General features: G+C 68.2%; 20 protein-coding genes. 10 read left to right on the forward strand and 10 right to left on the reverse strand.

Annotation, left to right across the window (positions count from 1 at the left end):
* Positions 1–10: 10 nt before the first annotated feature.
* Together LC490_RS15100 and LC490_RS15105 are read right to left on the reverse strand one after the other, a co-directional pair.
* Positions 11–2,194, reverse strand: coding sequence for a xanthine dehydrogenase family protein molybdopterin-binding subunit (locus LC490_RS15100; RefSeq protein ID WP_031372551.1), 2,184 nt, complete (start codon positions 2,192–2,194; stop codon positions 11–13).
* Between the two features lie 63 nt (positions 2,195–2,257).
* Positions 2,258–2,713 carry a (2Fe-2S)-binding protein gene (locus LC490_RS15105; protein ID WP_223620707.1) on the reverse strand — a complete coding sequence of 152 codons (456 nt, stop codon included), beginning with the start codon at positions 2,711–2,713 and terminating at the stop codon, positions 2,258–2,260.
* 308 nt (positions 2,714–3,021) lie between these two features.
* Here LC490_RS15105 and LC490_RS15110 point away from each other — a divergent pair, with 308 nt between their 5' ends.
* Together LC490_RS15110 and LC490_RS15115 are read left to right on the forward strand one after the other, a co-directional pair.
* On the forward strand, positions 3,022–4,038 hold the full coding sequence (locus LC490_RS15110; protein WP_223620708.1) for an XdhC/CoxI family protein: 1,017 nt from the start codon (positions 3,022–3,024) through the stop codon (positions 4,036–4,038).
* A gap of 3 nt (positions 4,039–4,041) precedes the next feature.
* The gene (locus LC490_RS15115; RefSeq protein WP_223620709.1) at positions 4,042–4,647 is read left to right on the forward strand and encodes an NTP transferase domain-containing protein; all 606 of its coding nucleotides are present in this window, start codon (positions 4,042–4,044) and stop codon (positions 4,645–4,647) included.
* A 444-nt stretch (positions 4,648–5,091) separates the two neighbouring features.
* Here LC490_RS15115 and LC490_RS15120 read toward each other — a convergent pair whose 3' ends face one another.
* Positions 5,092–5,307 (reverse strand): hypothetical protein, encoded by a 216-nt coding sequence (locus LC490_RS15120; protein WP_031372547.1) that lies wholly within the window; start codon positions 5,305–5,307, stop codon positions 5,092–5,094.
* 274 nt (positions 5,308–5,581) lie between these two features.
* On the reverse strand, positions 5,582–6,493 hold the full coding sequence (locus LC490_RS15125) for a LysR family transcriptional regulator (protein ID WP_036148904.1): 912 nt from the start codon (positions 6,491–6,493) through the stop codon (positions 5,582–5,584).
* 98 nt (positions 6,494–6,591) lie between these two features.
* On the opposite strand from LC490_RS15125, the gene LC490_RS15130 reads away from it, so the two are divergent.
* Positions 6,592–7,038 (forward strand): carboxymuconolactone decarboxylase family protein, encoded by a 447-nt coding sequence (locus tag LC490_RS15130; RefSeq protein WP_223620710.1) that lies wholly within the window; start codon positions 6,592–6,594, stop codon positions 7,036–7,038.
* A 125-nt stretch (positions 7,039–7,163) separates the two neighbouring features.
* Here the strand turns inward: LC490_RS15130 and LC490_RS15135 are convergent, their stop codons facing one another.
* A complete protein-coding gene (locus LC490_RS15135) occupies positions 7,164–7,973 on the reverse strand; it encodes a class I SAM-dependent methyltransferase (protein WP_031372544.1) in 810 nt (269 codons plus the stop codon).
* 384 nt (positions 7,974–8,357) lie between these two features.
* Between LC490_RS15135 and LC490_RS15140 the strand changes: the two genes are divergently transcribed.
* The gene (locus LC490_RS15140) at positions 8,358–9,290 is read left to right on the forward strand and encodes a DedA family protein/thiosulfate sulfurtransferase GlpE (RefSeq protein WP_031372543.1); all 933 of its coding nucleotides are present in this window, start codon (positions 8,358–8,360) and stop codon (positions 9,288–9,290) included.
* A 17-nt stretch (positions 9,291–9,307) separates the two neighbouring features.
* Here LC490_RS15140 and LC490_RS15145 read toward each other — a convergent pair whose 3' ends face one another.
* Positions 9,308–9,697, reverse strand: coding sequence for a VOC family protein (locus LC490_RS15145; RefSeq protein WP_031372542.1), 390 nt, complete (start codon positions 9,695–9,697; stop codon positions 9,308–9,310).
* A 144-nt stretch (positions 9,698–9,841) separates the two neighbouring features.
* On the opposite strand from LC490_RS15145, the gene LC490_RS15150 reads away from it, so the two are divergent.
* Positions 9,842–10,126: a DUF4031 domain-containing protein gene (locus tag LC490_RS15150; protein ID WP_031372541.1), complete on the forward strand. Its 285-nt coding sequence runs from the start codon at positions 9,842–9,844 to the stop codon at positions 10,124–10,126.
* Positions 10,127–10,129: 3 nt separating this feature from the next.
* Here the strand turns inward: LC490_RS15150 and LC490_RS15155 are convergent, their stop codons facing one another.
* The 4 genes from LC490_RS15155 to LC490_RS15170 form a co-directional block, all read right to left on the reverse strand.
* Complete coding sequence (locus tag LC490_RS15155; protein WP_031372540.1) at positions 10,130–10,759, reverse strand: LysE family translocator; 630 nt, start codon at positions 10,757–10,759, stop codon at positions 10,130–10,132.
* 571 nt (positions 10,760–11,330) lie between these two features.
* Complete coding sequence (locus LC490_RS15160; protein WP_223620711.1) at positions 11,331–14,450, reverse strand: autotransporter serine protease; 3,120 nt, start codon at positions 14,448–14,450, stop codon at positions 11,331–11,333.
* Positions 14,451–15,074: 624 nt separating this feature from the next.
* Complete coding sequence (locus tag LC490_RS15165; RefSeq protein WP_031372538.1) at positions 15,075–15,740, reverse strand: response regulator transcription factor; 666 nt, start codon at positions 15,738–15,740, stop codon at positions 15,075–15,077.
* On the reverse strand, positions 15,737–17,245 hold the full coding sequence (locus tag LC490_RS15170; RefSeq protein ID WP_051885099.1) for an ATP-binding protein: 1,509 nt from the start codon (positions 17,243–17,245) through the stop codon (positions 15,737–15,739). The genes LC490_RS15165 and LC490_RS15170 overlap by 4 nt, the downstream gene beginning before the upstream one ends.
* A 128-nt stretch (positions 17,246–17,373) precedes the next feature.
* On the opposite strand from LC490_RS15170, the gene LC490_RS15175 reads away from it, so the two are divergent.
* From LC490_RS15175 to LC490_RS15195, 5 genes are all read left to right on the forward strand, one after another.
* Positions 17,374–18,585, forward strand: coding sequence for a DUF418 domain-containing protein (locus LC490_RS15175; protein WP_223620712.1), 1,212 nt, complete (start codon positions 17,374–17,376; stop codon positions 18,583–18,585).
* Positions 18,586–18,825: 240 nt separating this feature from the next.
* Complete coding sequence (locus LC490_RS15180) at positions 18,826–19,413, forward strand: HlyD family secretion protein (protein WP_223620713.1); 588 nt, start codon at positions 18,826–18,828, stop codon at positions 19,411–19,413.
* The gene (locus LC490_RS15185) at positions 19,410–21,563 is read left to right on the forward strand and encodes a peptidase domain-containing ABC transporter (protein WP_223620714.1); all 2,154 of its coding nucleotides are present in this window, start codon (positions 19,410–19,412) and stop codon (positions 21,561–21,563) included. The genes LC490_RS15180 and LC490_RS15185 overlap by 4 nt, the downstream gene beginning before the upstream one ends.
* A gap of 80 nt (positions 21,564–21,643) precedes the next feature.
* Positions 21,644–21,829 (forward strand): hypothetical protein, encoded by a 186-nt coding sequence (locus LC490_RS15190; protein WP_031372533.1) that lies wholly within the window; start codon positions 21,644–21,646, stop codon positions 21,827–21,829.
* A 165-nt stretch (positions 21,830–21,994) separates the two neighbouring features.
* Positions 21,995–23,116, forward strand: a complete 1,122-nt coding sequence (locus tag LC490_RS15195) for a hypothetical protein (RefSeq protein WP_223620715.1) — start codon at positions 21,995–21,997, stop codon at positions 23,114–23,116.
* Positions 23,117–23,828: the final 712 nt, after the last annotated feature.

Genomic DNA, 23,828 nt, shown 5'->3' on the forward strand with positions numbered 1-23,828 from the left:
CGTCGTCTCCTCAGGCCGGCAACTGCAGCGGCAGTTCGCGCAGCCGCTGTTGATTGAGTGCGAACACCGCGTTGGCCACGGCCGCCGCGACCGGCGCGGTGCCGGGCTCGCCGGCGCCGCCCATCTTGTCGGTGCTCGGCACGATGTGCACTTCGATCTGCGGCGCCTCGTCCAACCGCAGCACGCGGTAGTCGTGATAGTTCGACTCCTGCACCCGTCCGTCCTTGAAAGTCAGTTGGCTGTACAGCGCCGCGCCAAGGCCGAAGTTGATGCCCGATTCCATCTGCGCGCGCACGCCGTCGGGATTCACCGCCAGACCGCAGTCGATCGCGCAGACGAAACGGTGCACGCGAATGCCCTGGCCTCCGCCCGGTTTGGGCTCGACCGAAACCTCGGCGACCTGGGCGATATAGCTGCCGAAGGATTCGTGCACCGCCACGCCGCGCGCGCGACCTGCCGGCAGGGCCGTACCCCAGCCGGCCTTGTCGGCGACCAGGTTCAGCGCCGCCAGATGCCGCGGATGTTGCTTGAGCAGCGCGCGGCGGTACTCGACGGGATCCTTGCCGGCGGCATGGGCCAGTTCGTCGATCAGGCTTTCCATGACGAAGGCGTTGTAGCTGTGCCCGACCGAGCGCCACCACAGCACCGGGATGCCGGTGCTCGGCGAATGCAGGTCGACGCGATAGTCGGCGATCTCCTTGAGATACGGCGAATCGGCGACGCCCTCGACCGAGGTCGCGTCGATGCCGTTCTTGATCATCGCCCCGGCGAACGGCGTGCCGGCGATGATCGACTGCCCGACCAGCACGTGCTGCCACGCCACCGGGATGCCCTGCGCATCGATGCCGATGCGCGCGTGCTGCAGATACATCGGCCGGTAATAGCCGCCGCGCACGTCGTCCTCGCGCGACCACACGGTCTTGACCGGTTTGCCGGCGGCCTTGGCCACGTGCACCGCTTCGGTGACGAAGTCCGCGGTCGGGGTGGCGCGGCGGCCGAAGCCGCCACCGAGGAACATGGTGTGGATCTGCACCTGATCGGGCTTGAGGCCGGTGATCTTGGCCGCGACCTGCTGGTCGACGGTCTGGAACTGGGTGCCGGTCCAGATCTCGCAACGGTCGGCTTCGATCTTGACCGTGCAGTTCAGCGGCTCCATCGGCGCATGCGCCAGATAGGGCACGTTGTACTCGGCCTCGATGGTCTTGGCGGCCTTCGCCAACCCGCCCTTGACGTCGCCGGCCTGCGCCGCGACCGCGCCTTCGGTGGCGGCGAGCTTGCGGAAGTCTTCGCGCAGCTTCGTTGTGTCCAGGCCCGCGTTCGGGCCGAGGTCCCAATCGATGACGAGCGCATCGCGGCCCTGTTTGGCCGCCCAGTAGTGATCGGCGATCACCGCCACGCCGCTGGGCACCTGCAGCACGTCGCGTACGCCGGGCACGGCCTTGGCCGGCGCCGCATCGAAGGACTTGACCGTGCCGCCGAACACCGGCGCACGCGCAACCACCGCGGTCAACAGGCCGTCGAACTGCACGTCCATGCCGAACTTCGCCTTGCCGGTGATTTTCTCCGGCGAGTCCAGGCGTTTGGTCGGCTTGCCGATGATCTTCCAGTCCTTGGCCTCCTTGAGCGTCTGCGGCGCGGTCGGCGCCGGCAGCTTGGCCGCGTCGGCGGCGAGCTCGCCGTAACGCGCACGCTTGTCGCCGGCGATGGCCACGCCGTTCTCGGTACGGACCTGATCGGCCGGCACCCCGAAGCGTTGCGCCGCGGCCGCCACCAGCAAGGCGCGCGCGGTCGCGCCGGCCTGGCGATAGCGATCGAATTCCGACCAGGTGCTGGTCGAGCCGCCGGTCATCTGCATGCCGAAGGCGGTGTGCGCATACGCCGGCGCGGCGGGCGCGTGTTCGACCTTGATCTTCGACCAGTCGGCGTCGAGTTCTTCGGCGATCAACATCGCCAGGCCGGTCCACACGCCCTGCCCCATCTCCGAATGCGAGATCAACACCGTCACGGTGTCGTCGTCGCCCACGCGCAGGAAGGCGTTGGGTACGAAGCCGCTCGACACCGCCGCAGCCGCGGCCGGATCGGCGTGGGCGAAGCGCTTGGCGCCGGGCACCACGAAGCCGACCACCAGACCGCCGCCGATCAGCGCGCTGGTCTTGAGGAACTGGCGCCGCGATGGCGCCGGTACGGTATTCACATCGACCTCCTAAAGCGCCCAAGGTGCCGGCGCTGCGAGCATGACGTCGGGGGGATGACGCGATCAGGCCTTGCCGATTTCGGCCGCGCGCTTCACCGCCGCGCGGATGCGCGGATAGGTGCCGCAACGGCAGATGTTTCCGGACAGGGCCTGGTCGATGTCGGTGTCGGTCGGCTGGGGGATCTGGGTCAACAAGGCAGCCGCCGACATGATCTGGCCGGACTGGCAGTAACCGCACTGGACCACGTCGATCTCGGCCCAGGCGCGTTGCACCGGATGGCTGCCGTCCTGCGACAGGCCTTCGATGGTGGTGATCTGTTTGCCTTCGACGCTGGCGACCGGGGTCACGCAGGCGCGTCGCGGCGCACCGTCGACATGGACCGTGCAGGCACCGCACTGGGCGATGCCGCAGCCGAACTTGGTGCCGGTCAGGTGCATCAGGTCGCGCAGCACCCACAGCAGGGGCATGTCCGGTGGCGCGGCAACCTCGTGTTCGGTGCCGTTGACAAGAAGCTTCATGGTTCCCTCGCGGCGGCTGGGGTCGTCCGAGCCTACTCCTCAAAATTGGCCGCCGCCAGATCGCCTTCGATACCAAGATGAAGCGCCAAAACAGGGCGCTTGCCGGATTCTCCGAGCCTTGCTGCGCATGCTGCGACGCAAGTCCGCGCCGCGCTGGCGAGCGATGCGACACGTCCGCGCATTTTTCGTGCGCCGGCCTCGATCGCGGCTTGCCCAAAACTGCCGCCTCCGGCCGGCGTGATGCAGCGCAACGCCGCCGATGCCGCGAACGCTCTAGACTCGAAGCTTCTCCGCCCCTGGGCGTACGCATGGCCGACTCGCCGGACCCCTCGTTTCCGAAGCGCAGCGCGCCCGGCGGTCCGCGCGCGGTGCTCGAGGCCAGCGCCGCCGCGGCCGCGCGCGGCGATCCGGCCGCCTTGGCGGTCGTGCTCGAAACCGAAGGCTCGACTTATGTCCGGCCCGGCGCGATGGCCTTGTTCGGTGCGCGCGACGGCCAGGTCGGCTGGCTCAGCGGCGGCTGCATCGAGCCGGACATCGAACTGCGCGCGCAGGATGCCGCGCAGTCGCAGGGCATCGAGTGGATGGACATCGACACCCGCAGCGACGAAGACCTGTTCGCCGGTTCCGCGGTCGGCTGCCGCGGCCGCCTGCGCCTGGCGCTGTTGCCGCTGTCGGCTTTGCGCGAATGGCCGGCCTTGATCGACGAGTGGCGGCGCGGCCACGGCGACCTGCACCTGGACCTACGCAATCACGGCGCCCTTGCCGCCTCGGTCGGCGACGAACGCATGCGCTGGACCCTCGCGGTCAACACCCCGCCGTGGTCGTCGGCCGCAGCCGCGCAATGGAACCTCGAAATCCCGGCGCCGCCGTCGGTGCTGGTGTTCGGCGCCGGTCCGGAAACCCCGACCCTGCTGCCGCTGCTGCGCACCCTGGGCTGGATGACCACCCTGGTCGAACGGCGCTCGCGATGGAGCGCGGCCGGCGCGCTCGCCGACCACGCCATCGAACGCAGTCCGGCGCAGGCCTTGGCGACCGCGCGCCCGCACGATGCGGCGCTGGTGATGCACCACCATTTCGATCTCGACCGCGAGGCGCTAGAACAACTGGCCGAAAGCGCCAACGGCCAGCAGATCGGTTTCGTCGGCCTGCTCGGCCCGGTGCGGCGGCGCGAAGACCTGTTCCGCGTGCTGCCGGCCTCGGCGCAAACCTCGCTGGCGCCGCGCCTGCATTCGCCGATCGGGCTCAAGCTCGGCGGCGAGGGTCCGGAAGCGATCGCGCTGAGCATCGCCGCGCAGTTGCAGACCCACCGCCACGGCGAACCCTGAGCGATGAGGCATGTCGCCGTGGTGTTGGCCGCCGGCGCGAGCCGCCGCCTCGGGCAGCCCAAGCAAGGGCTGCGTCGCGACGGCGAGACCTTGCTGCACCGTGCCGCACGTTTGGCGATCTCGACCGGAGCGCAACGCGTTCTGGTCGTGCTCGGCGCGCGCAGCGGCGCGATGGCCGCGTCCGTCGCCGATCTGGCGGTCGAGTGCATCGACAACGACGCCTGGCAGGAAGGCCTCGCCAGCAGCCTGCGCGCCGCCGCGCGCGCGCTGGGCGATGTCGGTATCGAAGCTCCGGTGCTGGTGCTCGGCTGCGATCAACCGGCGCTGGAGGCCGGGCATCTGCAGGCCTTGCTCGAGGGCGCCGCGCAAGCCGCCTCCGGATGCGCCGCGACCGCACATGGCGATGCCCTCGGCATCCCGGCCGTGATCGCCGCCGCGGTCTGGCGCGAGGTCGAACAACTGCGCGGCGACCGCGGCTTCGGCGCGGCGCTCAAGCGCCTGCCAATCGAGACCGTCTGGCGGCTGCACGCCCCGGAGCTGGAACACGACCTCGACACCCCCGCGGATCTGATCGCCGCGACGGCGCGAGGTTGGATCGATGCGCCGTAGGGGAAGCAGAAGCCGAACCCGACCGTTGCGTCCAAACGGCACGCGGATCTCGCCAGAGCCGCTGTAGGCGCTGCGATCGCGAAGCCGCAACTACGGCGCGGCGGATAGGACGCGGTCGCGGCTTGCGCCGCTCCTACCCAAGAGCGCGGACGAATCTCACCGGAGCCCCTGTAGGAGCTGCGTCCCACAGGGAACCCGTGGGTCATAAGCTGCGACCGCGAAGCCACAGCTACGACGCAAGCGGACAGGACGCGGTCGCGGCTCGCGCCGCTCCTACCCAAGAGCGCGACAAATTCGGCCATGGGCCTTGCGCGAGCCGCATCGAGGAGGCCTGAGCCGAGCCGGCGGACGCACTCGCTCGGCGCCCGCGCTGCGGACGCAAGGAGGCCCGCGCCGCCCGGCCAGACTCCCTGTCAGCCGGGCGGCGCAAACCGCACGTCGGCCCTAGGGAACCAACGTGCCAAACACGGGCTGCGAATCGGCATCGTAGATACGCAGCCACAACCCCTTCGGGGCGTGCGCGGCGTATCTCCTGGCCTGCGGCAGTACTGCGCGCAACGCCGCTTCGGCGCTGCGGTATTCCTGCGCGATCTCTGCAATCGCTACCGCCAGCGCACTGTCGTCGCTGCCATCACGCTGCTTCAGTTCGACGCGAAACATGGTTCATCCTTGTAAAAGTTCAGCCGGCGCGGTGGGGGGAAGTTCGCCTCAGGGCGAATCTGTATCCGGATGCCGTCGGAGCAATCAAAAGATGCGTCTTGCGTGAACAGTAAACCGTCGTCGGAACACCCCTAAGCGTGTAGGATTTTTCCTAATGTGATGTGCGTTCAGTCACAGGTTTCAAAAGTAACTGTGGACTTTTTGTGCCGGACGATCTGGACGGACCGGCTTCACGGATGCGGGTGCCAGCGTCCGCCTCCGCCCGTCCACGGGCCTATGCGGTGGCCGGTCGGCCATCCAGCATCGGCTGCAAACGGGCCAATCCTTCGCGCATGGCCTCGCTGAAGACCCGAATACGCTCGGTGCGGCGCAGGTCCGGGTGGCTCAACAACCACAGATCCGCGGTCAGGCCCTCCAGCGGCTCGCCCACCCTCGCCAGGCGGCGGTCGGCGTCGCCGAGGAAACAAGGCAAGACCGCCAGGCCGATGCCGTGCGCGGCCGCGTCGCGCAAGGCCAACAGGCTGTTGGCGCGCAATACCGCGCGTTCGTCGTAGCGCTGTCGGTGCAGCCATTGCGCCATGCCGATATGCGCCAGGCTGTCGTCGGGCACGACCCAGTCGCAGTCGGCCAGGGCCTCGGGGCCTGCGCCGCGCGGCAGCCGCAGCGTACGCGGCCGGTACACCGCCGCGGCCAAACGCGCGACTTTGCGCCCGATCAGGCCTTCCGGCGGTTTGCCGCCCGGGCGCAGGGCGACATCGGCCTCGCGCCGGCTGAGGTCGCGCACGGCATTGTCGGCGACCAGCTCCAGCACGATGCCCGGGTGCTCGCGGCGGAATTTCGCCAGCAGCGGCGGCAACAGGCCGTACAGCACCGGCTCGACCGTGGTCACGCGGATGCGGCCGCTGAGGCGCGCGTCCAAGCCGGCCAGGCGCCGCTCGGTCGCGGCGATGCGCGTTTCGATCTCAGCCGCCACGGCGATCACTTCCTCGCCGGTCGGCGTCGGCGTGTAGCCGTCGCGGGCGCGTTCGAACAAACGCGCGCCGAGCGCGCGCTCGATCGCGTTGATGCGCCGGAACACGGTCGGATGACTGACCGCCAGGCGCTTGGCCGCTCCGTTCAGCGAACCGGCGCGGCCGACCGCGAGGACGAAACGGTAGTCGTCCCAGCCCAGGGATTGTTCATTCATGCAATCTCGATTTGCATCCGTGGCGGAATGCCTTTCAGGAACGAACATCCTAACGTGGCGCCATCGCGTCGCACGACGCTCATCCGATGGAGACCGCCATGTCCGCCCGCCTGGATTACAACGCCGTCGACCCGCAGGGCACCCGCGCCCTGGCCGGCCTGCAAAGCTATGTCGACAAAAGCGGCCTGGAGCGCTCGTTGATCGACCTGGTCAATGTGCGCATCTCGCAAATCAACGGCTGCGCTTATTGCCTGCGCGTGCACACCGAAGAGGCGGTCGGGCGCGGCGAAAGCCATCGCCGTCTGCACCTGCTGCGGGTCTGGGCCGAGGGCCCGTTCACGGCGCGCGAACGCGCCGCGTTGGCCTGGGCCGAAGCCATCACCGCGGTCAACCAAGCGCCTGTGTCGGATGCGGTGTATGCCGAGGTCTGCGCGCAGTTCGGCGACCACGACCTGGTCGCCCTGACCTATGCCGCGATCTCGATGAACGCCTGGAACCGGCTGGCGATCGCGTTTCGCAAACCGGACCCGGCGTTGGCGGAATGAGCGGAGCGCGCCGTTCAGGGCGGTAACGACGGGCCGTACGACAGAGGCCTCGACGCGGCGATATGCAGGGTGCCGCCGCGGTCGCGGCTCACGCCGCTCCTACTGGAAGCGGGACTGCTCGCTGGTCAGAAGCGGAAACGGGCCACGCGGCCCAGGTTGCGCAGCCATTCGGAGCGGTCGTAAAGCTTGAACAGCCAGCGCTGCGCCCGCGGCAGGGCCGCCACCTCGACGACTTCGCTCAGGCGCGGCTCGTCGACGAACTGCAGCCGCGGATGCCAGGCTTCCAGGCTGCGCGGTTCGGCGCGGGTCCAATCGCCGATGCGGGCCTTGGTCGCGCGGATCATGGTCGCGTGGCGGAGCAGGCGCAGCGCGAGCGGGCTGTACAGGTCGCACAGCAATTGCCCGCCCTGCGGAAACCGTTCGATCAGGCGCCGCACCAGTTCGCGGGCGCGGCGCTCGTCGAGGTAGGGAAACAAGCCCTCGGCGATCACCAGGACCGGGCGCTGGTTGTCGAGGCGCTCGATCCAGTCCGGCTCCATGACGTTGCTCGGCAAGGTGCGGTAGCGCCCGGCGCGTTGCGGCAGCAGCGCCTCGCGCAGGCGGATCACCTCGGGAAAATCGAGGTCGATCCAATCCACTTCCAAGGGCGGATCGACCCGGAACACGCGCGAGTCCAGGCCGCAGGCCAGATGCAGCACCAGGGTGTCGGGGCGCGCTTGCAGCGCGGCGCGGGTCCAGCCGTCGATGATGCGCGAGCGCAGCGCCAGCCCGCGGATGTCCGACGGGCCCAGGCCGAAGCGTTCGAAATCGTAGTCGATGTGGCGGACCAGGTCGTCGGCCAGGGCGTCGCGCAGGATCGACGGCGTGGCGCGGTTGTCCATCGCCTTGGCATAAAGCGTGATCAACAAGGTTTCCTGACTGCCTTCCAGGCGCATCGAACACTCCCGTGACGACCGGCCGCATCGACCTGTCACGGGTCATTGTGCGACCGCCGATGTGACGCCCAAGGCTACGGCGAACGCAGTTTGGACCCGCATCGGGCTCGAACCCGGCGGTCCGGCGACCGCAGCGCCGACGGCAGGTCCGCAACGATCCGTCGCCGCCATGCGATTGCAGCGGACGCGGCGCGGGCGGAAACTGCCGATGGCTTTCCAGCCGTGCGAGGCGGCCTGGCCACGTTGGCTTGCCCACGTGTCCCCGACCGCCCGGCGCGGCTTACTAATTTTTCCGACCGCGCGACGCGGCTTGCTCTGTTTCCCGACCGCGTGACGCGGCATTGCCATGTTTCCGACCGCGTGACGCGGTCTTAGGACCGACCGATGGACGCCCTGCTGCATCTGATCCAGACCTACGGCCTGCTCGTGGTCTTCGTCAGCGTGTTCCTCGATCAGGGCGGGCTGCCGGTGCCGGCTTATCCGCCGATCATCGTCACCGCCGCGATTGCGGTGGACCAGCAGCAGAGCCTGTGGCCGATCCTGTTGATCGCCGCGCTTGCCGCCTTGCTTGCCGACAGCCTGTGGTATCTCGGCGGGCGCCGGATCGGCGCGGCCTTGCTGCGGCTGATGTGCAAGGTCTCGCTGTCGCCGGACTCGTGCGTGCTGATGACCCGCGGCGTCTATGCGCGCTGGGGCGCGCCGTCGCTGGTGGTCGCCAAGTTCGTGCCCGGCTTCGCCGCGGTCGCGACCACCCTGGCCGGCGAGACCGGCACCAGCGCGCGCCGCTTCGCCTTCTACGACGGCATCGGCGCCCTGCTCTGGGCCGGCCTCGCGGTGGCGGTCGGCGCGGTCTTCCATGAAGCGGTCAACGACGTGCTCGACAGCCTGGAGACGCTCGGCCGCTACGGCCTGCTGCTGGTGGCCGCGGCCATCGCCGCCTTCGTCGGCTACAAGCTGCTCAAGCGCCGCCTGTTCCTGCGCGAACTGCGGATGGCGCGGATCACCGTGCCTGAGCTCTATCGGCTGCTCGAAGACGGCAACGGCCCGATGATCCTCGACGTGCGCTCGCAGCCGCAACGCGACGCCTCCGGCTGGATACCCGGTGCGGTATTCGTCGCTTCGCTGGCCGACGTGTCCCTGGCCGATGTTCCTTTGGAGCGGCGCGATGAGGTCATCGTCTACTGCGATTGCCCGAACGAAGCCTCGGCCGCGACCCTCGCGCGCGAACTGCGCCGGCGCGGTTTCAAGCGCGTGCGCCCGCTGGCCGGCGGCTTCGAGGCCTGGCGCGAGCACGGCCACCTCGTCGCCCACGCCTGAGGCGGCCGCGCGGCGCCTCAGCCGCGTTCGTAGAATTCGATCGGCAAACCGTCGGGATCGGCGAAGAAGGTGTAACGGCGCCCGGTGTATTCGTCAACGCGCACCGCCTCGACCGCGACGGCCTGCGCCTGCAGCTCGGCGACGCAGGCGTCGATGTCGTCGACCGCGAAAGCGAGATGACGCAGGCCGCAGGCTTCCGGATAGGACGGCCGCGGCGGCGGATCGGGGAAGGAGAACAGTTCGATCTGGCCGCCGTCGGGCAAGGCCAGATCGAGCTTATAAGAACGCCGCGCCTCGCGATGGACCTCGGCGAGCACGCTCAGCCCGAGCACCTGGGTGTAGAAGTGCTTCGAGCGTCGATAGTCGGAACAGATGATCGCGACGTGGTGGATGGCCGAGATCCGCATGACGGCTCCTGCGAGCGAGGGAAGACGCCCGCGACACCGCGATTGTCGGATACTGGGCACAGCCTGTCGCCTGCGCGGCTCTCAGCCACGCGTCGTGACAGAATCGTCCGCGACGCGGCTGGATTCATTCCCTGGAGAAATGCGGTGACCGTGTACGTCGACGATGCCGTGTGGCCCTGGCGCGGCGAACGCTGGGCGCATCTGATGGCAGACCGCCTCGACGAGTTGCACGCTTTCGCGGCGCGGCTCGGCAAGCGCCGCGAATCGTTCCAGGACAAGGCCAGCGGCTGCCACTACGACGTCACCGCGCAGATGCGCGAACGCGCGATCGCGCTCGGCGCGGTGGCGATTTCGCGCCATCGCGACCGCGCCCAGGTCCGCGCGATCATCCAGCGCGCGCGCGACCAGGCGGCCGGCCGCGCGCCTTGAGCCTCAGCGGCGGGCGTCGACCGCCATGCGCACCGCCAGCCCCGACAACACCCCGCCCATGACCCAGCGCTGCGCGGTCACCCAGCGCGGCCGTCCGGCCAGGAAGTTGGCGATGCCGCCGGCGCCGGCGACGATCAACGCGTTGACGCCGACGCTGATCGCGATCTGCAGGCTGCCCAGCAGCAACGACTGCAGCATCACGCTGCGCTGCGGGTCGATGAACTGCGGCAGCAGGGCGAGGTAGAACATCGCCACCTTGGGGTTCAACAGACTGGTCAGCAGGCCCATGGTGAACAAGCGGCGCGGGCTGTCGGCGGCAAGGTCGCGGACCTGGAACGGCGAGCGACCGCCCGGCCGCACCGCCTGCCAGGCCATCCACAGCAGGTACATCGCGCCGCCGATGCGCAGCGCGTCGTAGGCGAACGGCACAGCGAACAACAGCGCGGTGATGCCGAAGGCGGCGGCGAACAGATAGAAGAAGAAGCCGACGCCGACCCCGGCCAGCGAAATCAGCCCGGCCTTGCGGCCCTGGCAGATCGAGCGCGAGACCAGATAAATCATGTTCGGCCCCGGGGTGAGGACCATGACCAGGGCCAGGCCGGCGAAGGTCAAGAGTGCCGACAGCTCGAACATGCGCATCTCCGGAGTCGTGGGGGACCGGCGCGATGCACGGGGCAATGGCGGCGGGGCCTCATCATCGCCGAATGCGGCGACCGGCATAAGCGGGTGTGGCGCAACGCTGGGGGGTGGTGGATGGTGATGGTCGGAGTGGTGAGTCTCGGACCGCGGGTGATGGCGGCGGTTCGTTGTCGTAAGAGCCGGAGCAAATCCCCCCTAGCCCCCCTTTTTCAAAGGGGGGAGTGCCTAGGGGTGGTCGGGGAGACGCGTAGCCAGGTGGAGCGTTCGCCGGATGCGCAACGCGGCCGGCACGCGTATTTACCTTCGGCTTTGGCTTTGGCTTTGGCTTTGGCTTCGGCTTTGCCTATGGCTCTACGACTACCTGCACTTGCCTCCCTCATGCCTACACCTGCCTCGCTCAGGAACAGAAAGCATCCGATCTCACTCGAACGAGTCCCCCCTTTGAAAAAGGGGGGCCAGGGGGGATTTGCTCTTGCTCTTGCTTTTACCCCCAGACGAACCCAAAAAAGAAGCCGCAACGACCTAGATCGTTGCGGCTTCGGGGGCTCCCCCTTCGGGCGGGGGGTTAGAAGCGCAGGGAATACCGCGCGTTGACTCCGTGGTCGTGCGCCTCGTCGGCGAGCTGACCGCTGTAGTTCAGTTCCAACAAACCGTTCGCGCTCAGGCGTGCGGCGATGCCGGCTTCGAGCAAGGTGGCGTCGTCGGCCAGGGGCGCACCGTGGACCTGGAAGGCGTCGCCGCCGCGCCAGGCCACCGAGGTCGCCGGGTTGAGGTCGCCGCTGGCATGGCGACGGCCGAGGCCGCCGCGCAGGCTCAGCCAGCTCTGCTCCTGCTGCGAGCCCTTCAGGTCGACGTTGAAGCGCAGACCCAGCGTCGACAGGTTGACGCGGCTGTCGGCGCCGCGGCCGGTCAGCGCCGCGGCACCGCCGCTTTCCTGGAAGCCATCGCTCTTCACCCGCACCTGGGCGAACTGCGCATACGGCTCGAACGCCCAGGCGCCGGCGTCGAAGCGGTAGCCGCCTTCGACGAAGCCCTGCTTACTGTCGGCGTCGTAGTTGGAACGGGCGCGATCGTTGAAGCCGTTGAAGGCGATGCCGCGATCCAGGTCGACGTCGTGACGGGCGAACGCGACGCCGGCGCTGAGGCCGAAACCGCCCCAGTTCTGCCCGGCGTACAGGCCCAGGTGACGGGTCTTGATGCGGCCCTTGTCGTTGCGGGCATCGTTGTTGTCGCTGCGGCCGCTGCCGCCGAGCACGCCGATGCGCCAGCCGCCGTCGAAGCGGTAGTCGTAACCGAGCAAGGTGGCCGAGCCGTTGTACTCATTGCGCGCGGCATTGCCGTCGCCGTCGAGGGTGCCGCCGGACTTCAGCAACTGCACCCAGGCGCCCTGCGAGGATTCGCCGGCGCTGTCGGCGGCGAAATCGCCGCGACCGGCGCGCGCACGGCCCAAGGCGGCATCGCGCACATGGCGGTTGTCGTCGACCATGATCGAACGCAGGCTGGCGTGGGCCTCGCCGCTGAGCGCGTCGAGCGCGGCCAGCGCCTGCTCCGGGAACAACTGGGTCAGCGGCTGCGGAATGCCCTGGCCGATCGCGAGGCGGTCGGCCGCGGCGGCGGCGGCACGCTGGTTGTCGGTCTGCGCGCTCGCCGCCAGCGAGGCGCCGCGGGTCACGTCGACGCCGACCTGGTTGGCCGCATAGCTGAGGCCGAACTTGAGGAACGGCGAGAACGCGGTCTGGTCGAGCGAGGCGAACTGGCCGCTGACGCCGCCGGCGGCGCTGATCAAGTTGAACGACTGGCCGAGCATGTACTGGCCCGGCGCATGCAGCACCACCAACTTGCCGCCTTCGAGGCGGGCCTGGCCGCTGACGTCAATGCGATCGGAGGCGCCGCCGGCCGACAGCTCGGCCACATAGGTCGAACCCGCCGCCTGCACGTAGTTGCCCTGCACGCTGAGGGTGCCGATCGAATTGCCCGGCGAGACCGCGCCTTCGATGCGCACGTCGCCGACGATGCGGCCGCTGCCGCCGAGCGCGCCGCCGGCGAGCACCGGCAAGGAAGCCGTGGTCAGGCTGCCGTTGACGACCAGGGTGCCGCCTTCGACCTGCGCGGCGTAGGTGTTGTGGCCGGTCAGTTCGAGCACGCCATCCTTGACTTTGAGGCCGCCGAAACTGTTGTTGCCGCTCAGGCGCAACCAACCGAGGCCGGACTTGCTCAGCACGCCGGAACCGCCGATGTCGTTGCGCCAATCGTCCCAAGCCTTACCGTCCCACACCTTGGCGCCGCCGCCCGGACGGTCCATCACCACATCGGTGTCGACGCGGATCTGGCCCGGGCCGTCGATGGCTTTCTTCAAATCGATCAAGCCCCAGCCGTAAACCTCGTCCACGCCCGGCGCGCCGAGATCGGTCGCGGTGGTCAGCAGGATGTCGCGGACCTGGGTGTTGGCGAGATAGGGGAAGCGCTCCATCAGCAGGCCGAGCGAACCGACTGCGTGCGGCGTCGCCATCGAGGTGCCGCTGAGGTTGCCGTACTCGAACGTCGGCGCGCCGGCGGTGATGTCGAAGGAAATCGTTCCGTCGGGATTGCGCACCAACCCGCCCTGCAGCGATTCCTCGCCGCCGAGCACGGTCGAGTTGATCGTCGAACCCGGTGCGGCGACGCACCAGTTCGCGGTCTGCGCGCAACGCATCGACGAAGCGCTGAGCACCAGGTTCTGATTGACGTTGACCACGGTCAGCCAGTACGGCTCGAGTTCGGCGCGGCCGCGCGGCAGACTCGCGTACAGACCGGCCTGCGGCGCGGTCTGCGGGGTCGTGCCGGCGACGTTGTGATTGCCCGCCGCCCACACCTGCAGCATGCCCTTGTCGAGCGAGCCCTTGGCGAAGGTGTCGAAATAGGCGGCGTTGTCGGGATCGAACAGATAGCCGTCGAGCTGGGCCAGGGTACTCGGCTCGTTGGCCAAGCCCCAGCTGTGGTTGACCGCGCGCACGCCCTGCTCGTTCATTTGCGCGTACATGCCGGCGACGGTCGCGTCTTCCGGGCCGACGCCGCCGATGCTGACCACGCTGTAGCCGCCGGTGGCGCTGCGCGCCCACTCGCGCACGCTGTTGAACGACCATTTGGCCGCGGTCAGGTCGGCGCCGAAGGCGACGCCGTGCATGCCGCTGCCGTCGCGGTTGGCGGCGATGGTGCCGCCGACGTGGGTGCCGTGGGTGTTGAACTCCCAACCCGGCTGCACGTAGGGGCCGGACTGGATGATGCGGCGGATGTTCTCGGGCACGTTGGCGTTGAAGCCGACGTAGCGGATCTGCGCCTGGTCGCCGCGCGAGGTGAAGCAGGCGCCGGCGCCTCCGATGATCGAGGTATTGGTGCAAACGCTGCCGTCGGCGAGCACGTCGGCCATGTGCACGGCGCGGTGGTCCTTGCCGGCGAACTCGGGATGGCCGAACACCGTGCCGCTGTCGTACACGCCCAGACGGATGCCCTTGCCGGTCAGGCCGCGCGCATAGGCGTACTGGGCGTTGATCGTGGCCAGGCCCCAATCGGCCTTGAATTCGTCGCTGCGCCAGCTGTCGGGATTGCCGAGCTGGCCCATCGGGTTCGCGTTCTGCGCCGCGGCCGACGCCGAAACGGCGAGCAGGCCGCCGACGATGGCGAGCGAAAGCAGAGAACGGGAATGCATGCGGGTAACGCGATTACGCGTGGTGCGGGTAATGCCTTGCATCGGTCAGTAGTCCCTTATCGTGTCGAAAGCGCGGCGTGGCGGCGCTTGAAGCAGTGGTCCGATGCCTATCGCGGCATCGTGTTCGGTCGATCTTCGTGCGACCTGTGTGAATCACAAACGCAAGGGCACGTGTGCCTCCCTACCCAGTTGTGCCATTCGGCAGGCATGACTAACGACGCTTGCGCGGATAGTGAGGCGACGGAAACGATCGATTCGACTTTGCCGAATCTGGCGCCAGACGCCACGACAAAGCGCGCGGATGCTTGAGAAGCCGTGAGAATTATTTGTCGTCGCCCCCGCGCAAGGCCGGGGCGTAGGGCTTCACCGAAGCGTCGCTCTGAAGTCTCTGGATCCCCGCCTTCGCGGGGATGACGGCTTTGAGAGGCGCAGCGAGACCTCTCTACCGTCGTTCCCGCGTAGGCGGGAACCCAGGGCTTCACCGAGGCATCGCTGTGAAGTCTCTCCCCCGGCCCGGGCGCATAACGCCCTGGCGTTCATGAGTGCGCGAGTCAGTCGCCCGCAAGCGCATCCATGCGCCCCGCCTTCGCGGGGATGACGGCTTTGAGAGGCGTCGCGAAACCTTCAGCCGCCGCCGTGCTCGGATTCGGCCGACATCAGGCCGCGCCGCCAGGCGAACGCGACCGCCTCGGTGCGGTCGGCCAGGTGCAGCTTGGCCAGCACGTTGCCGAGGTGCGACTTCACCGTCTTCTCGCCGATGTTCAAGGCCGCGGCGATGCGCGCATTGCTGCCTCCCTCGGCCAGCTTGCGCAAGACGTCCAACTCGCGTTCGGTCAGGCAGGCGAAGGGGTCCTCGCGCGGCTCGCGCTTGCGCCGCACCGCCTTGAGGATGCGCTGGGCGACGAAGGGATGGATCACCGCCTCGCCGCCGGCGATGCGCCGCAAGGTCGCCAGCAGCTCGTCGCCGAGCATGCTCTTGAACAACAGCGACTGCGCGCCGGCCTCGATCGCGGCGAAGGCCAGGTCGTCCTGGTCGGTCGAGGTCAGCACCGCGATGGCGCTGCGCGGGCTCAGGCCCTTGATCGCGCGGATCGCCTCGACGCCGTCGACGTCGGGCATCATCAGGTCGATCACGATCAGGTCCGGCGCCAGTTCGCGCGCCAGCGCGATCGCCTCGGCGCCGCCGCCGGCTTCGCCGACGACTTCGAAGTCGTCGGTCAGCATCAACAGGCTGCGGATGCCTTTGCGCACCACCTCGTGGTCGTCGACCAGCAATACCGATGTGCTCATGCCTGGATTCCCTGCGATTCCAGCGTGAACGACACCGTCACCACCGTGCCGCTGGGAGAACTGGCGAGACGGAAACGCCCGCCCGGCAGCGTGCGTGCGCGCAAGCGCATGTTCGCCAGGCCCATGCCGGTGGCCTCGTGTTCGTTGGGGACGAAGCCGCAGCCGTCGTCCTGGATGGTCCAGCCGTAGCGGTTGCCGGAATTGTTGAGGACGACCTCGATGCGGCGCGCACCGCTGTGGCGCAGGCTGTTGCTGACCGCCTCGGTGGCGATCATCAACAGCTGACCGGCATGCTGCGGCCACGCGCCCAGGCCGCGCTCGGCGACGCCGTCGAGCAACAGCCGCCACTCGATCTCGCTGCCGGCGAGCAGATGCGAGCAGGTGTCCTCGATGGCCTTGCGCAAGCCCTGCTCGGCCACTGTCGGTGCCGAGAAGCGCTGGATCACGTCGGCCAGATCGCGCTGCAGTTGCCCGGTCAGACCGAGCGCGGCCTTGATCAAGGTGATCTGGCGCGGGTCCTGCTCGCCGCCCTCGCGCTGGCTCAGGTGATCGAGCACGCTGAGCTGCAGGCCGAGAGCGAAGCTGCGCTGCTTGGCGGTGTCGTGCAGGTCGCGGGCAAGACGGTTGCGCTCCTCCGATACCGCCAACGCCTGGCGCACCTGGATCACTTCGCCGAGCGCATCGGCCATGCGGTCGAAACGCTGCGACAAGCGCCCGAACTCGTCGCGGCCGGCATCGTGGATGCGCGCGCCGAGTTCGCCCGCGGCCCACGCATCCGCGGCGCGCTCGGCATGGCCGATCCGGCGCGTCAGCAGGGTCGCCACGGCGATCGCCGACATCGCGCTGATCAGCACCAGATAGATCGCCAGGCTTTCGATGTCGCCCGAATCCATGTGCATGAAGGTCGCCAGCGAACCGCCGGCGTGCTGGCCGACGCTTAGGGTCGCGCCCGGAGTCCGCGCCAGCGGCAAGGCCACCGCGCTTATCCAGTCGCCTTCGCGCTCGTGGCGGCGCGGCACCGGCGCATGCGACGACACCGCTTCTTGCTCGATCTCCTCCAGCATCTGCGCCAGCGGCGGACTCGCCTGCGCGGGATAGCGGCATACGCGGCCGTCGCGGTCGCGATAGCGGATCGACAAACGGCCGTCGTGGGTGCTGCCGGCGAAGCTGTGCGAGTTCATCCACTCCTGCGAGTCCATGCCGACGATGCGCACCAGCAAGGCCTGCAGGATCGCCTCGCATTGCGCGTGCGAAGTCATGGCCAGGTCGGGCAATGCGCCGAACTGCTGCAATTCGCGCTGCATCGCGCCCTGCAGCATCGGTGGCGCCATCGCCTCGCGCACCTCGGTGCGCGACAGGTACAGGTCCAGGCCGGACAGCAGCGCGGTGCTGATCCACGAGGCGATCAGCATCGACAGCAGGCATTTCCAGAACAGCCCGCTCCACCAGCGGCGCGCCGGCGCGCGCGCGGCCGGCACCGGGCGTGCGGCGGGGATTTCGCTCATGCCGCCAGTATTCCAGTTTCCGCGCGCGGCGAATCCGCCAAACGTCCCGGTTGGCTCCCGTCGCCGGCCCGATGCGATCGCCACGGCGCCGCGCGCAGCATCCACGCTCCCCCGTTCGTGCCGCCCACATGACCGCATCCGCCCGCATCGTGCCGCCACGCATCGAACAGCTCGACGCCCTGCGCGGCTTCGCTCTGTTCGGCATCCTGGTCGTCAACCTCGGCGTGTTCGCCTCGCCCTACTACGGCCTGGGCTTGCCCGATCCGGGTTACGACGGAGGGCTGGACCGCGCGGTGCGCCTGCTCGTTGCCGGCCTGTTCGAGATGAAGTTCTACCTGCTGTTTTCGTTCCTGTTCGGTTACAGCTTCAGCCTGCAGCTCGATTCGGCGCAGCGCGCAGGCGAGGCCTTCGTGCCGCGCATGCTGCGGCGTTCGCTCGGGCTGTGGCTGATCGGCCTGGCCCATGCCGTGCTGCTGTTTCACGGCGACATCCTCGGCACCTATGCGGCGATGGGCCTGGCCCTGCTGGCGATGCGCGCGCTGTCGGAGCGCGCCGCGTTGCGTTGCGCCCTGGCCCTGATCGTGGCCACCGCCGCCGCCTGGGCCGGGCTGGCTTTGCTGATTTTGCTCAGTGGCGAAACCGGCGCCGTCGATGCCCGCAGCGCCGCGGCCGAAGCGCAGGCGACCCTCGCCGGCTTCACCGGTCCGCCCAGCGCGGTCGTCGCCCAGCGCATAAGCGAACTGGCGTCGACCGGGATCGTGCTCGCCTTCATGCAGGCGCCATGCGCCTTGGCGATGTTCCTGTTGGGCCGGGTCGCCGGCCGTCGCGAAGTGTTTGCCCGCCTCGATCGTTATCGACCGTTGCTGCGCAGACTGCGCCGCTGGGGTTTCGGCATCGGCCTGCCGGCGGCGGCGTTCTATGCCGGCGTCTCCACCTTCGAACCCGGCGGCGCGCTCGAACTGGCGGCGCTGGCCTTGAGCCTGCTGACCGCGCCTTTGCTGACCGGCGCCTATGCCGCCCTGGCCATGAGCGGCTTCGCCGGCCGCGCCGGCCCGCGACTCGTGCGATGGTTGGCCCCGGCCGGACGCATGGCCTTGTCGAACTACCTGCTGCAATCGGCGGCCGCCGCGCTGGTGTTCACCGGCTACGGCCTCGGCCTGATGGGGCGCGTCTCGCCGCTCGCAGTACTGGCTTTCGCGGTCCTGCTGTTCGGCGCGCAACTGCGCCTCAGCGCCTCGTGGATGCAGCGTCACGGCCATGGCCCGATGGAATGGCTGTTGCGCGCGATCACCCTCGGCACCTGGCCGCGCTGGCGCAAACCCGTGCGCGATGCCGCTTGAGCATGCGCTGCGTCTCGAACGCCTGCGCATCGCGGCATGGCCGACAGCAACAGGGCTGAACGATTTGTTGCAATCCCCGCGAACCGTGACGGCGTTCGACAATAGCGACCTGGAAACGCCATCGGCCTTGTACGACACTCAGCGACCGAGTCGTAACGGCAGGAGACGACAGACGCACCGCGATCGCCATGGGTTCGCCGAACGGCACCCTTCGATCCTCGCCACGCGTCTGAGGCTTACGTGCACGAAGACCTGTTCAGACGCGAAATGCTCGAAGCCAGGAAACAACGCTGGCTCGGCAGCATCCGCCTGCCGATCTCGCGCCTGGGCTGGCCGATGGCCGCGCTCGGCCTGCTCGGTCTGCTCGCACTGTCAGCCCTGCTCGCATTCGGCCGTTACACCCATAGCGAACGTGTCGGCGGCGTGCTGGTAGCGCAGGCCGCACCGCGCGGCCCATCGCCCCTGCAGGCGCAGGTGTGGGTGCCCGATCGCGCCATCGCCGCGATCCGCCAGGGCACGCCGGCAGTCCTGCGCTACCGCGCCTTCCCGTATCAGCGCTACGGCGTGCAGCACGGCCGCGTGGTCGCGATAGCCGCCGCGGCCTCATCGCCCGACGAGGTCCACCGGCGCAGCGGCCTGCGCCCGGACGCGCCGGTCTGGTCGGTGCAGGTCGAGCTGGATCGCCAGCGCATCGGCACGCAGGCATTGCAGGCGGGTATGCGAGTCGATGCCGAGCTTCAATTGGAGCAACGACGTCTTTACGAGTTCGTGTTGGCGCCGCTGTCGAACACCGAGGCCGCACCCGACGCGCATCGGACGGGCTCATGAGCGCGAAGTCCGTGCCGGTGATCCAGCAGAACGAATTGGCCGAGTGCGGCCTGGCCTGTCTGGCGATGATCGCCGTCCACCATGGCCACGACATCGATCTGAGCAGCCTGCGCCGGCGCTTCCCGGTGTCGCCACGCGGCGCCACCCTGGCGCGTTTGATCAAGATCGCCGGCGCGCTCGGCTTCGACACCCGCCCCTTGCGGGCCGAGATCGAACACCTCGCCGATCTGCGCCTGCCCTGCGTGCTGCATTGGGACCTCAATCATTTCGTCGTGCTCAAGCGCATCGCCCGTGGCCGCGCCGAACTGCACGACCCGGCGCGCGGTGCGGTCAGCCTGCCGCTGGCCGAGTTCGGCCGCCACTACACCGGCATCGCCCTGGAACTGTCGCCCAAGACCGACTTCGTGCCGATGCGCGAACGCCAGCGCCTGAGCCTGCGCGGGCTCGCCGGCCGCATCGTCGGCCTGCGCCGCGCCGGTGCGCAGATCCTGATCCTGGCGCTGAGCCTGGAGGTGTTCACCCTGCTGCTGCCGCTGGCGATGCAGTGGGTGATCGACCGCGTTCTGGTGGCCGCCGACATCGGCTTGTTGAACCTGCTCGGCATCGGCTTCCTGGTCGTGGTGGTGTTCCAGGCGACGCTCACGGCGATGCGCGGTTGGTTGGTCGCCGACCTCGGCGCCGCCTTGAACTCGCAATGGCTGGCCAATCTGTTCGGCCACCTGATGCGGCTGCCGCTGGATTTCTTCGAAAAGCGCCATGTCGGCGGAGTGATGTCGCGTTTCGTCTCGGTGCAGGCGATCCAGCAGACCTTGACCGGCAGCTTCGTCGAGAGCCTGCTCGACGGCCTTACCGTAACCCTGGTGCTGGCGCTGCTGCTGTTCTACAGCCCGCCGTTGACGGCGTTGGTGCTGGCCGCGTTCGCCGTCTACGCGATTGTGCGCTGGGCCGCGTACCGGCGGCTGTGGCGGCTCAAGGAGGAGCAGTTGATCCACGTCGCCAAGCAGCAGAGCCTGTTGATCGAGTCGATCCAGGGCGTGCAGACGATCAAGCTCGGCAATCAACAGGACGACCGTCGCGGGCGCATCGCCAACGCCAGCGTCGAGGTGGCCAATCGCGAGGCTGCGATCGCCCGCACCACCGCGGTGTTCTCCGCCTTGTCGAAGCTGGTGTTCGGCGCCCAGCGCGTGCTGCTGATCTGGCTGTGCGCCTGGCTGACCCTGAAGGGCCGCTTCAGCGCCGGCATGATGGTGGTGTTCGTCGCCTATGCCGACCTGTTCGCTACCCGCACCGGCAGCCTGATCGACAAGCTCGTCGACCTGCGCCTGCTCGGCCTGCACGGCCAACGCATCGCCGACATCGCCTTCGAGCCGCCCGAAGCGAACGTGCACACCGACTACGCCGGCCCGGTGCCGGCGCCGCGCATCGAGATCGAGCGGCTCAGCTTCCGCTACGCCGACGACGAGCCGTGGATCCTGCGCGACTGCAGTTTCGACATCGAAGCCGGCGAATCGGTGGCGATCGTCGGCGCCTCGGGTTGCGGCAAGACCACCCTGGCCAAGCTGATCCTCGGCCTGCTGCGCCCGAGCTCGGGCACGATCCGCATCGGCGGCGTCGATATTCACGACTACGGCCTGGCCGCGTACCGCGAACTGTTCGGCGCGGTGATGCAGGAGGACGTGCTGTTCGCCGGCTCGATCGGCGAGAACATCGCCTCCTTCGACCACGCCGCCGACCCCGGGCGCATCGAAGCGGCGGCGCGCGCGGCGCGCATCCACGACGATATCGCGGCGATGGCGATGGGTTACGAATCCTTGGTCGGCGACTTGGGTTCGTCGCTGTCGGGCGGACAGAAACAACGCGTGCTGTTGGCGCGCGCCTTGTATCGCTCGCCGGCGATCCTGTTGCTCGACGAGGCCACCAGCCACCTCGACGTCGCCCGCGAGCACGAGATCAATCGCGAGATTTCCGCCTTGCGCATGACCCGCATCGTCATCGCGCACAGGCCCGATACGATCCGCAGCGCAGACCGCGTCGTCGCCTTGCGCGACGGCGTCAGTGAACAGATCACAACGCCCGAGTTTGCAATCCCCATCGCTTCGCGCATTCAGGGCGAAAGTGGGATCGCGATTAGCAAACCGCGACTTTCATAGTTGTTAGCATCGATGCTCGTGCCGACGCCGGGACGGCCTTTTAACTCATCCTGGCACTCTACGGTTTAGGAGAACGCTCCATGAGTAAGCAAGACGTTTACAGCAACAACGCTCTGCCTCAGGACGAAGCCGCCCGCCCGCTCGCCCGCATCGCAGCGCGCGAACTTTCGTTGGACGAGATCGCAGCGATCTCCGGCGGCAAGGGCGACAGCACCCACGCCACCGGCCCGAACGGCGACGATCCGGGCGATCCCGATTTCCTGTAATCGCCTCGACTTCCGCTCGATCTGATCGGATGCAGTCCATGCACCAGGCAGGGTGGACCCGCGCGCGAGCGACGTGCGCGTAAACCCCGCCGCCACGCATGACCCGGCACGCCCCGTCCGACGGGGCGTGCCGTTTTCAATGGCCCTGAAAACACGAACGCTTCCATGCCCGCTCACCGCCGTCCGCTGATCCTGTCCTCGCTGGCCCACGACATCCATGCTTCCGCCGCGCGCTGGGCTTTGCGCGCCAGCGGTATCGACGCAACCTGGCTGAGCTCGCTGGCCGAAGCCGAACTTGGCGCGATGTCCCTGCATTGCGACCCCGACCTCGGCCTGCGCATGAGCGGCCCTCTCGACGACGCCAGCGTCGGCACGGTCTGGTATCGGCGGCCGCGCAATCCCGAATCCTTCCCGCGCGCGCAGGCCGGCGACCAGCCCTTTCTGCGCGGCGAATGGGGGCGTTTCCTCAAGAACGTCTATGCACTCACCGATCAAGGCGCCGACCGGCTGTGGGTGAATCGCCCCGCTGCCGCGGCGATGGCGGAGAACAAACTCATACAATTGCGCGCCGCCCATCACTGCGGCCTGCGCTTCCCTCCGACCCTGGTCTCGCACGACCCCGCCGAGATCCGCCGTTTCGTCCAGCGCCACGGCCGCGTGGTCTACAAACCCTTCCTGACCCACACCTGGAAAGACGCCGAGACCGGCCGCATGTTCAGCACCTATGCGCGCATCGTCGAACCGGCGATGCTCGAAGACGACCAGAGCCTGTTGCACTGCCCCGGCATCTACCAGGTTTACGTCGACAAACGTTACGACCTGCGCGTGACCGCGATCGGCGACCGCTACTTCGCCGCTCGCCTGTACACCCAACACGACGACGGCTTCGTCGATTGGCGCGTCCCCCAGAACACGCAGGGGTTGCAGGCCGAAGTCGGCGAGCTCTCGTCCGCCGACCAGGCCAAGCTCGCCGCGCTGATGCGCGAACTCGGCCTGGTGTTCGGCTGCATCGACCTGGCCATCGACGGCAACGGCGATGCGCATTTCCTCGAAGTGAACCAGGCCGGCCAATTCCTCTTCATCGAAGACCTGCTGCCTTCTTTGCCCCTGCTGCGCGCGATGAGCGCGATGCTGGCCGAAGGCCGTCCCGACTATTCCCTGGCGACCATCGCCAAGCTGTCCTATGCCGAGTATTGCGCCAGCGAAGAGCACCGCGAATGGTGGGCGCGCGCCAGCGAAACGCTGAAGGACCGCACGCCGGCGGCGGCGGGGATTACCTTGGAGTGAGGCGAGGCGCCTCGACGCCGCAGCTCAGACAGCTTTAAAGGGTAGGAGCGGCGCGAGCCGCGACCGCGTCCTGTCGTGCTCCCGCGTCTCCGGCTGGAGGACAGCGAAGCAACATCAACAGCAAAGCTTCCGTCCGCTAACGCGGCCGGGTTACTTTCTTTTGCTAAGCCCAAAAGAAAGCTAACCAAAGAAAAGGGCTCTCCTTGACGAAGCTCCCCTGCAAGCACGCAGCTTGCGCCGGGATTTTCCGATAAGACATCCCTGTCTTATCGGAAAACGCCGCATGTCCTGTGCGGCGCCCTCCGGGTCTCCAGGCGTTCTCGCAAGGTCGTGGCTACGCCAGGCAAGAAAAACAACGGCCAGGGCCGGAGCGGCCCTCAGGTTGCCGTTGCCGTTGCCGTTGCCATTGCCATTGCCATTGCCGTAAAGATTTTGCTGTTGCTGTGCGTCGCCTCGCACTAGCGAAGGCCATAGAAGACCCGGAGGGCGGCGCGCAGGGATGCGCGCCGTTTTTCATCGGGACAGGGATGTCCCGTATGAAAAATCCCTGCGGATGCACCGCTCGTGCGGGCCTGTGATTCAAAGAAAAGCATTTTTCTTTGGTTACCTTTCTTTTGTTGCTTATGACAAAAGAAAGTAACCCGCCGCTTTAGTGGCGGAAGCTCTTCGCGTTTGATCTTGATCTTGCTTGAGCGAAACGCCGCGAACCCGT

This window comes from Lysobacter sp. ESA13C, from assembly GCF_019970005.1.
Classification (GTDB): Bacteria; Pseudomonadota; Gammaproteobacteria; order Xanthomonadales; family Xanthomonadaceae; genus Lysobacter; species Lysobacter antibioticus_B.

What these genes read in the sequence shown, in the direction of transcription:
- LC490_RS15170 (WP_051885099.1), bottom strand. Translation starts at nt 17,245, where the DNA reads ATGAGCGAAATCCCCGCCGCACGCCCGGTGCCGGCCGCGCGCGCGCCG.
- LC490_RS15115 (WP_223620709.1), top strand. Translation starts at nt 4,042, where the DNA reads ATGAGGCATGTCGCCGTGGTGTTGGCCGCCGGCGCGAGCCGCCGCCTC.
- LC490_RS15130 (WP_223620710.1), top strand. Translation starts at nt 6,592, where the DNA reads ATGTCCGCCCGCCTGGATTACAACGCCGTCGACCCGCAGGGCACCCGC.
- LC490_RS15120 (WP_031372547.1), bottom strand. Translation starts at nt 5,307, where the DNA reads ATGTTTCGCGTCGAACTGAAGCAGCGTGATGGCAGCGACGACAGTGCG.
- LC490_RS15110 (WP_223620708.1), top strand. Translation starts at nt 3,022, where the DNA reads ATGGCCGACTCGCCGGACCCCTCGTTTCCGAAGCGCAGCGCGCCCGGC.
- LC490_RS15195 (WP_223620715.1), top strand. Translation starts at nt 21,995, where the DNA reads ATGCCCGCTCACCGCCGTCCGCTGATCCTGTCCTCGCTGGCCCACGAC.
- LC490_RS15125 (WP_036148904.1), bottom strand. Translation starts at nt 6,493, where the DNA reads ATGAATGAACAATCCCTGGGCTGGGACGACTACCGTTTCGTCCTCGCG.
- LC490_RS15160 (WP_223620711.1), bottom strand. Translation starts at nt 14,450, where the DNA reads ATGCATTCCCGTTCTCTGCTTTCGCTCGCCATCGTCGGCGGCCTGCTC.
- LC490_RS15175 (WP_223620712.1), top strand. Translation starts at nt 17,374, where the DNA reads ATGACCGCATCCGCCCGCATCGTGCCGCCACGCATCGAACAGCTCGAC.
- LC490_RS15190 (WP_031372533.1), top strand. Translation starts at nt 21,644, where the DNA reads ATGAGTAAGCAAGACGTTTACAGCAACAACGCTCTGCCTCAGGACGAA.
- LC490_RS15155 (WP_031372540.1), bottom strand. Translation starts at nt 10,759, where the DNA reads ATGTTCGAGCTGTCGGCACTCTTGACCTTCGCCGGCCTGGCCCTGGTC.
- LC490_RS15140 (WP_031372543.1), top strand. Translation starts at nt 8,358, where the DNA reads ATGGACGCCCTGCTGCATCTGATCCAGACCTACGGCCTGCTCGTGGTC.
- LC490_RS15165 (WP_031372538.1), bottom strand. Translation starts at nt 15,740, where the DNA reads ATGAGCACATCGGTATTGCTGGTCGACGACCACGAGGTGGTGCGCAAA.
- LC490_RS15185 (WP_223620714.1), top strand. Translation starts at nt 19,410, where the DNA reads ATGAGCGCGAAGTCCGTGCCGGTGATCCAGCAGAACGAATTGGCCGAG.
- LC490_RS15105 (WP_223620707.1), bottom strand. Translation starts at nt 2,713, where the DNA reads ATGAAGCTTCTTGTCAACGGCACCGAACACGAGGTTGCCGCGCCACCG.
- LC490_RS15145 (WP_031372542.1), bottom strand. Translation starts at nt 9,697, where the DNA reads ATGCGGATCTCGGCCATCCACCACGTCGCGATCATCTGTTCCGACTAT.
- LC490_RS15135 (WP_031372544.1), bottom strand. Translation starts at nt 7,973, where the DNA reads ATGCGCCTGGAAGGCAGTCAGGAAACCTTGTTGATCACGCTTTATGCC.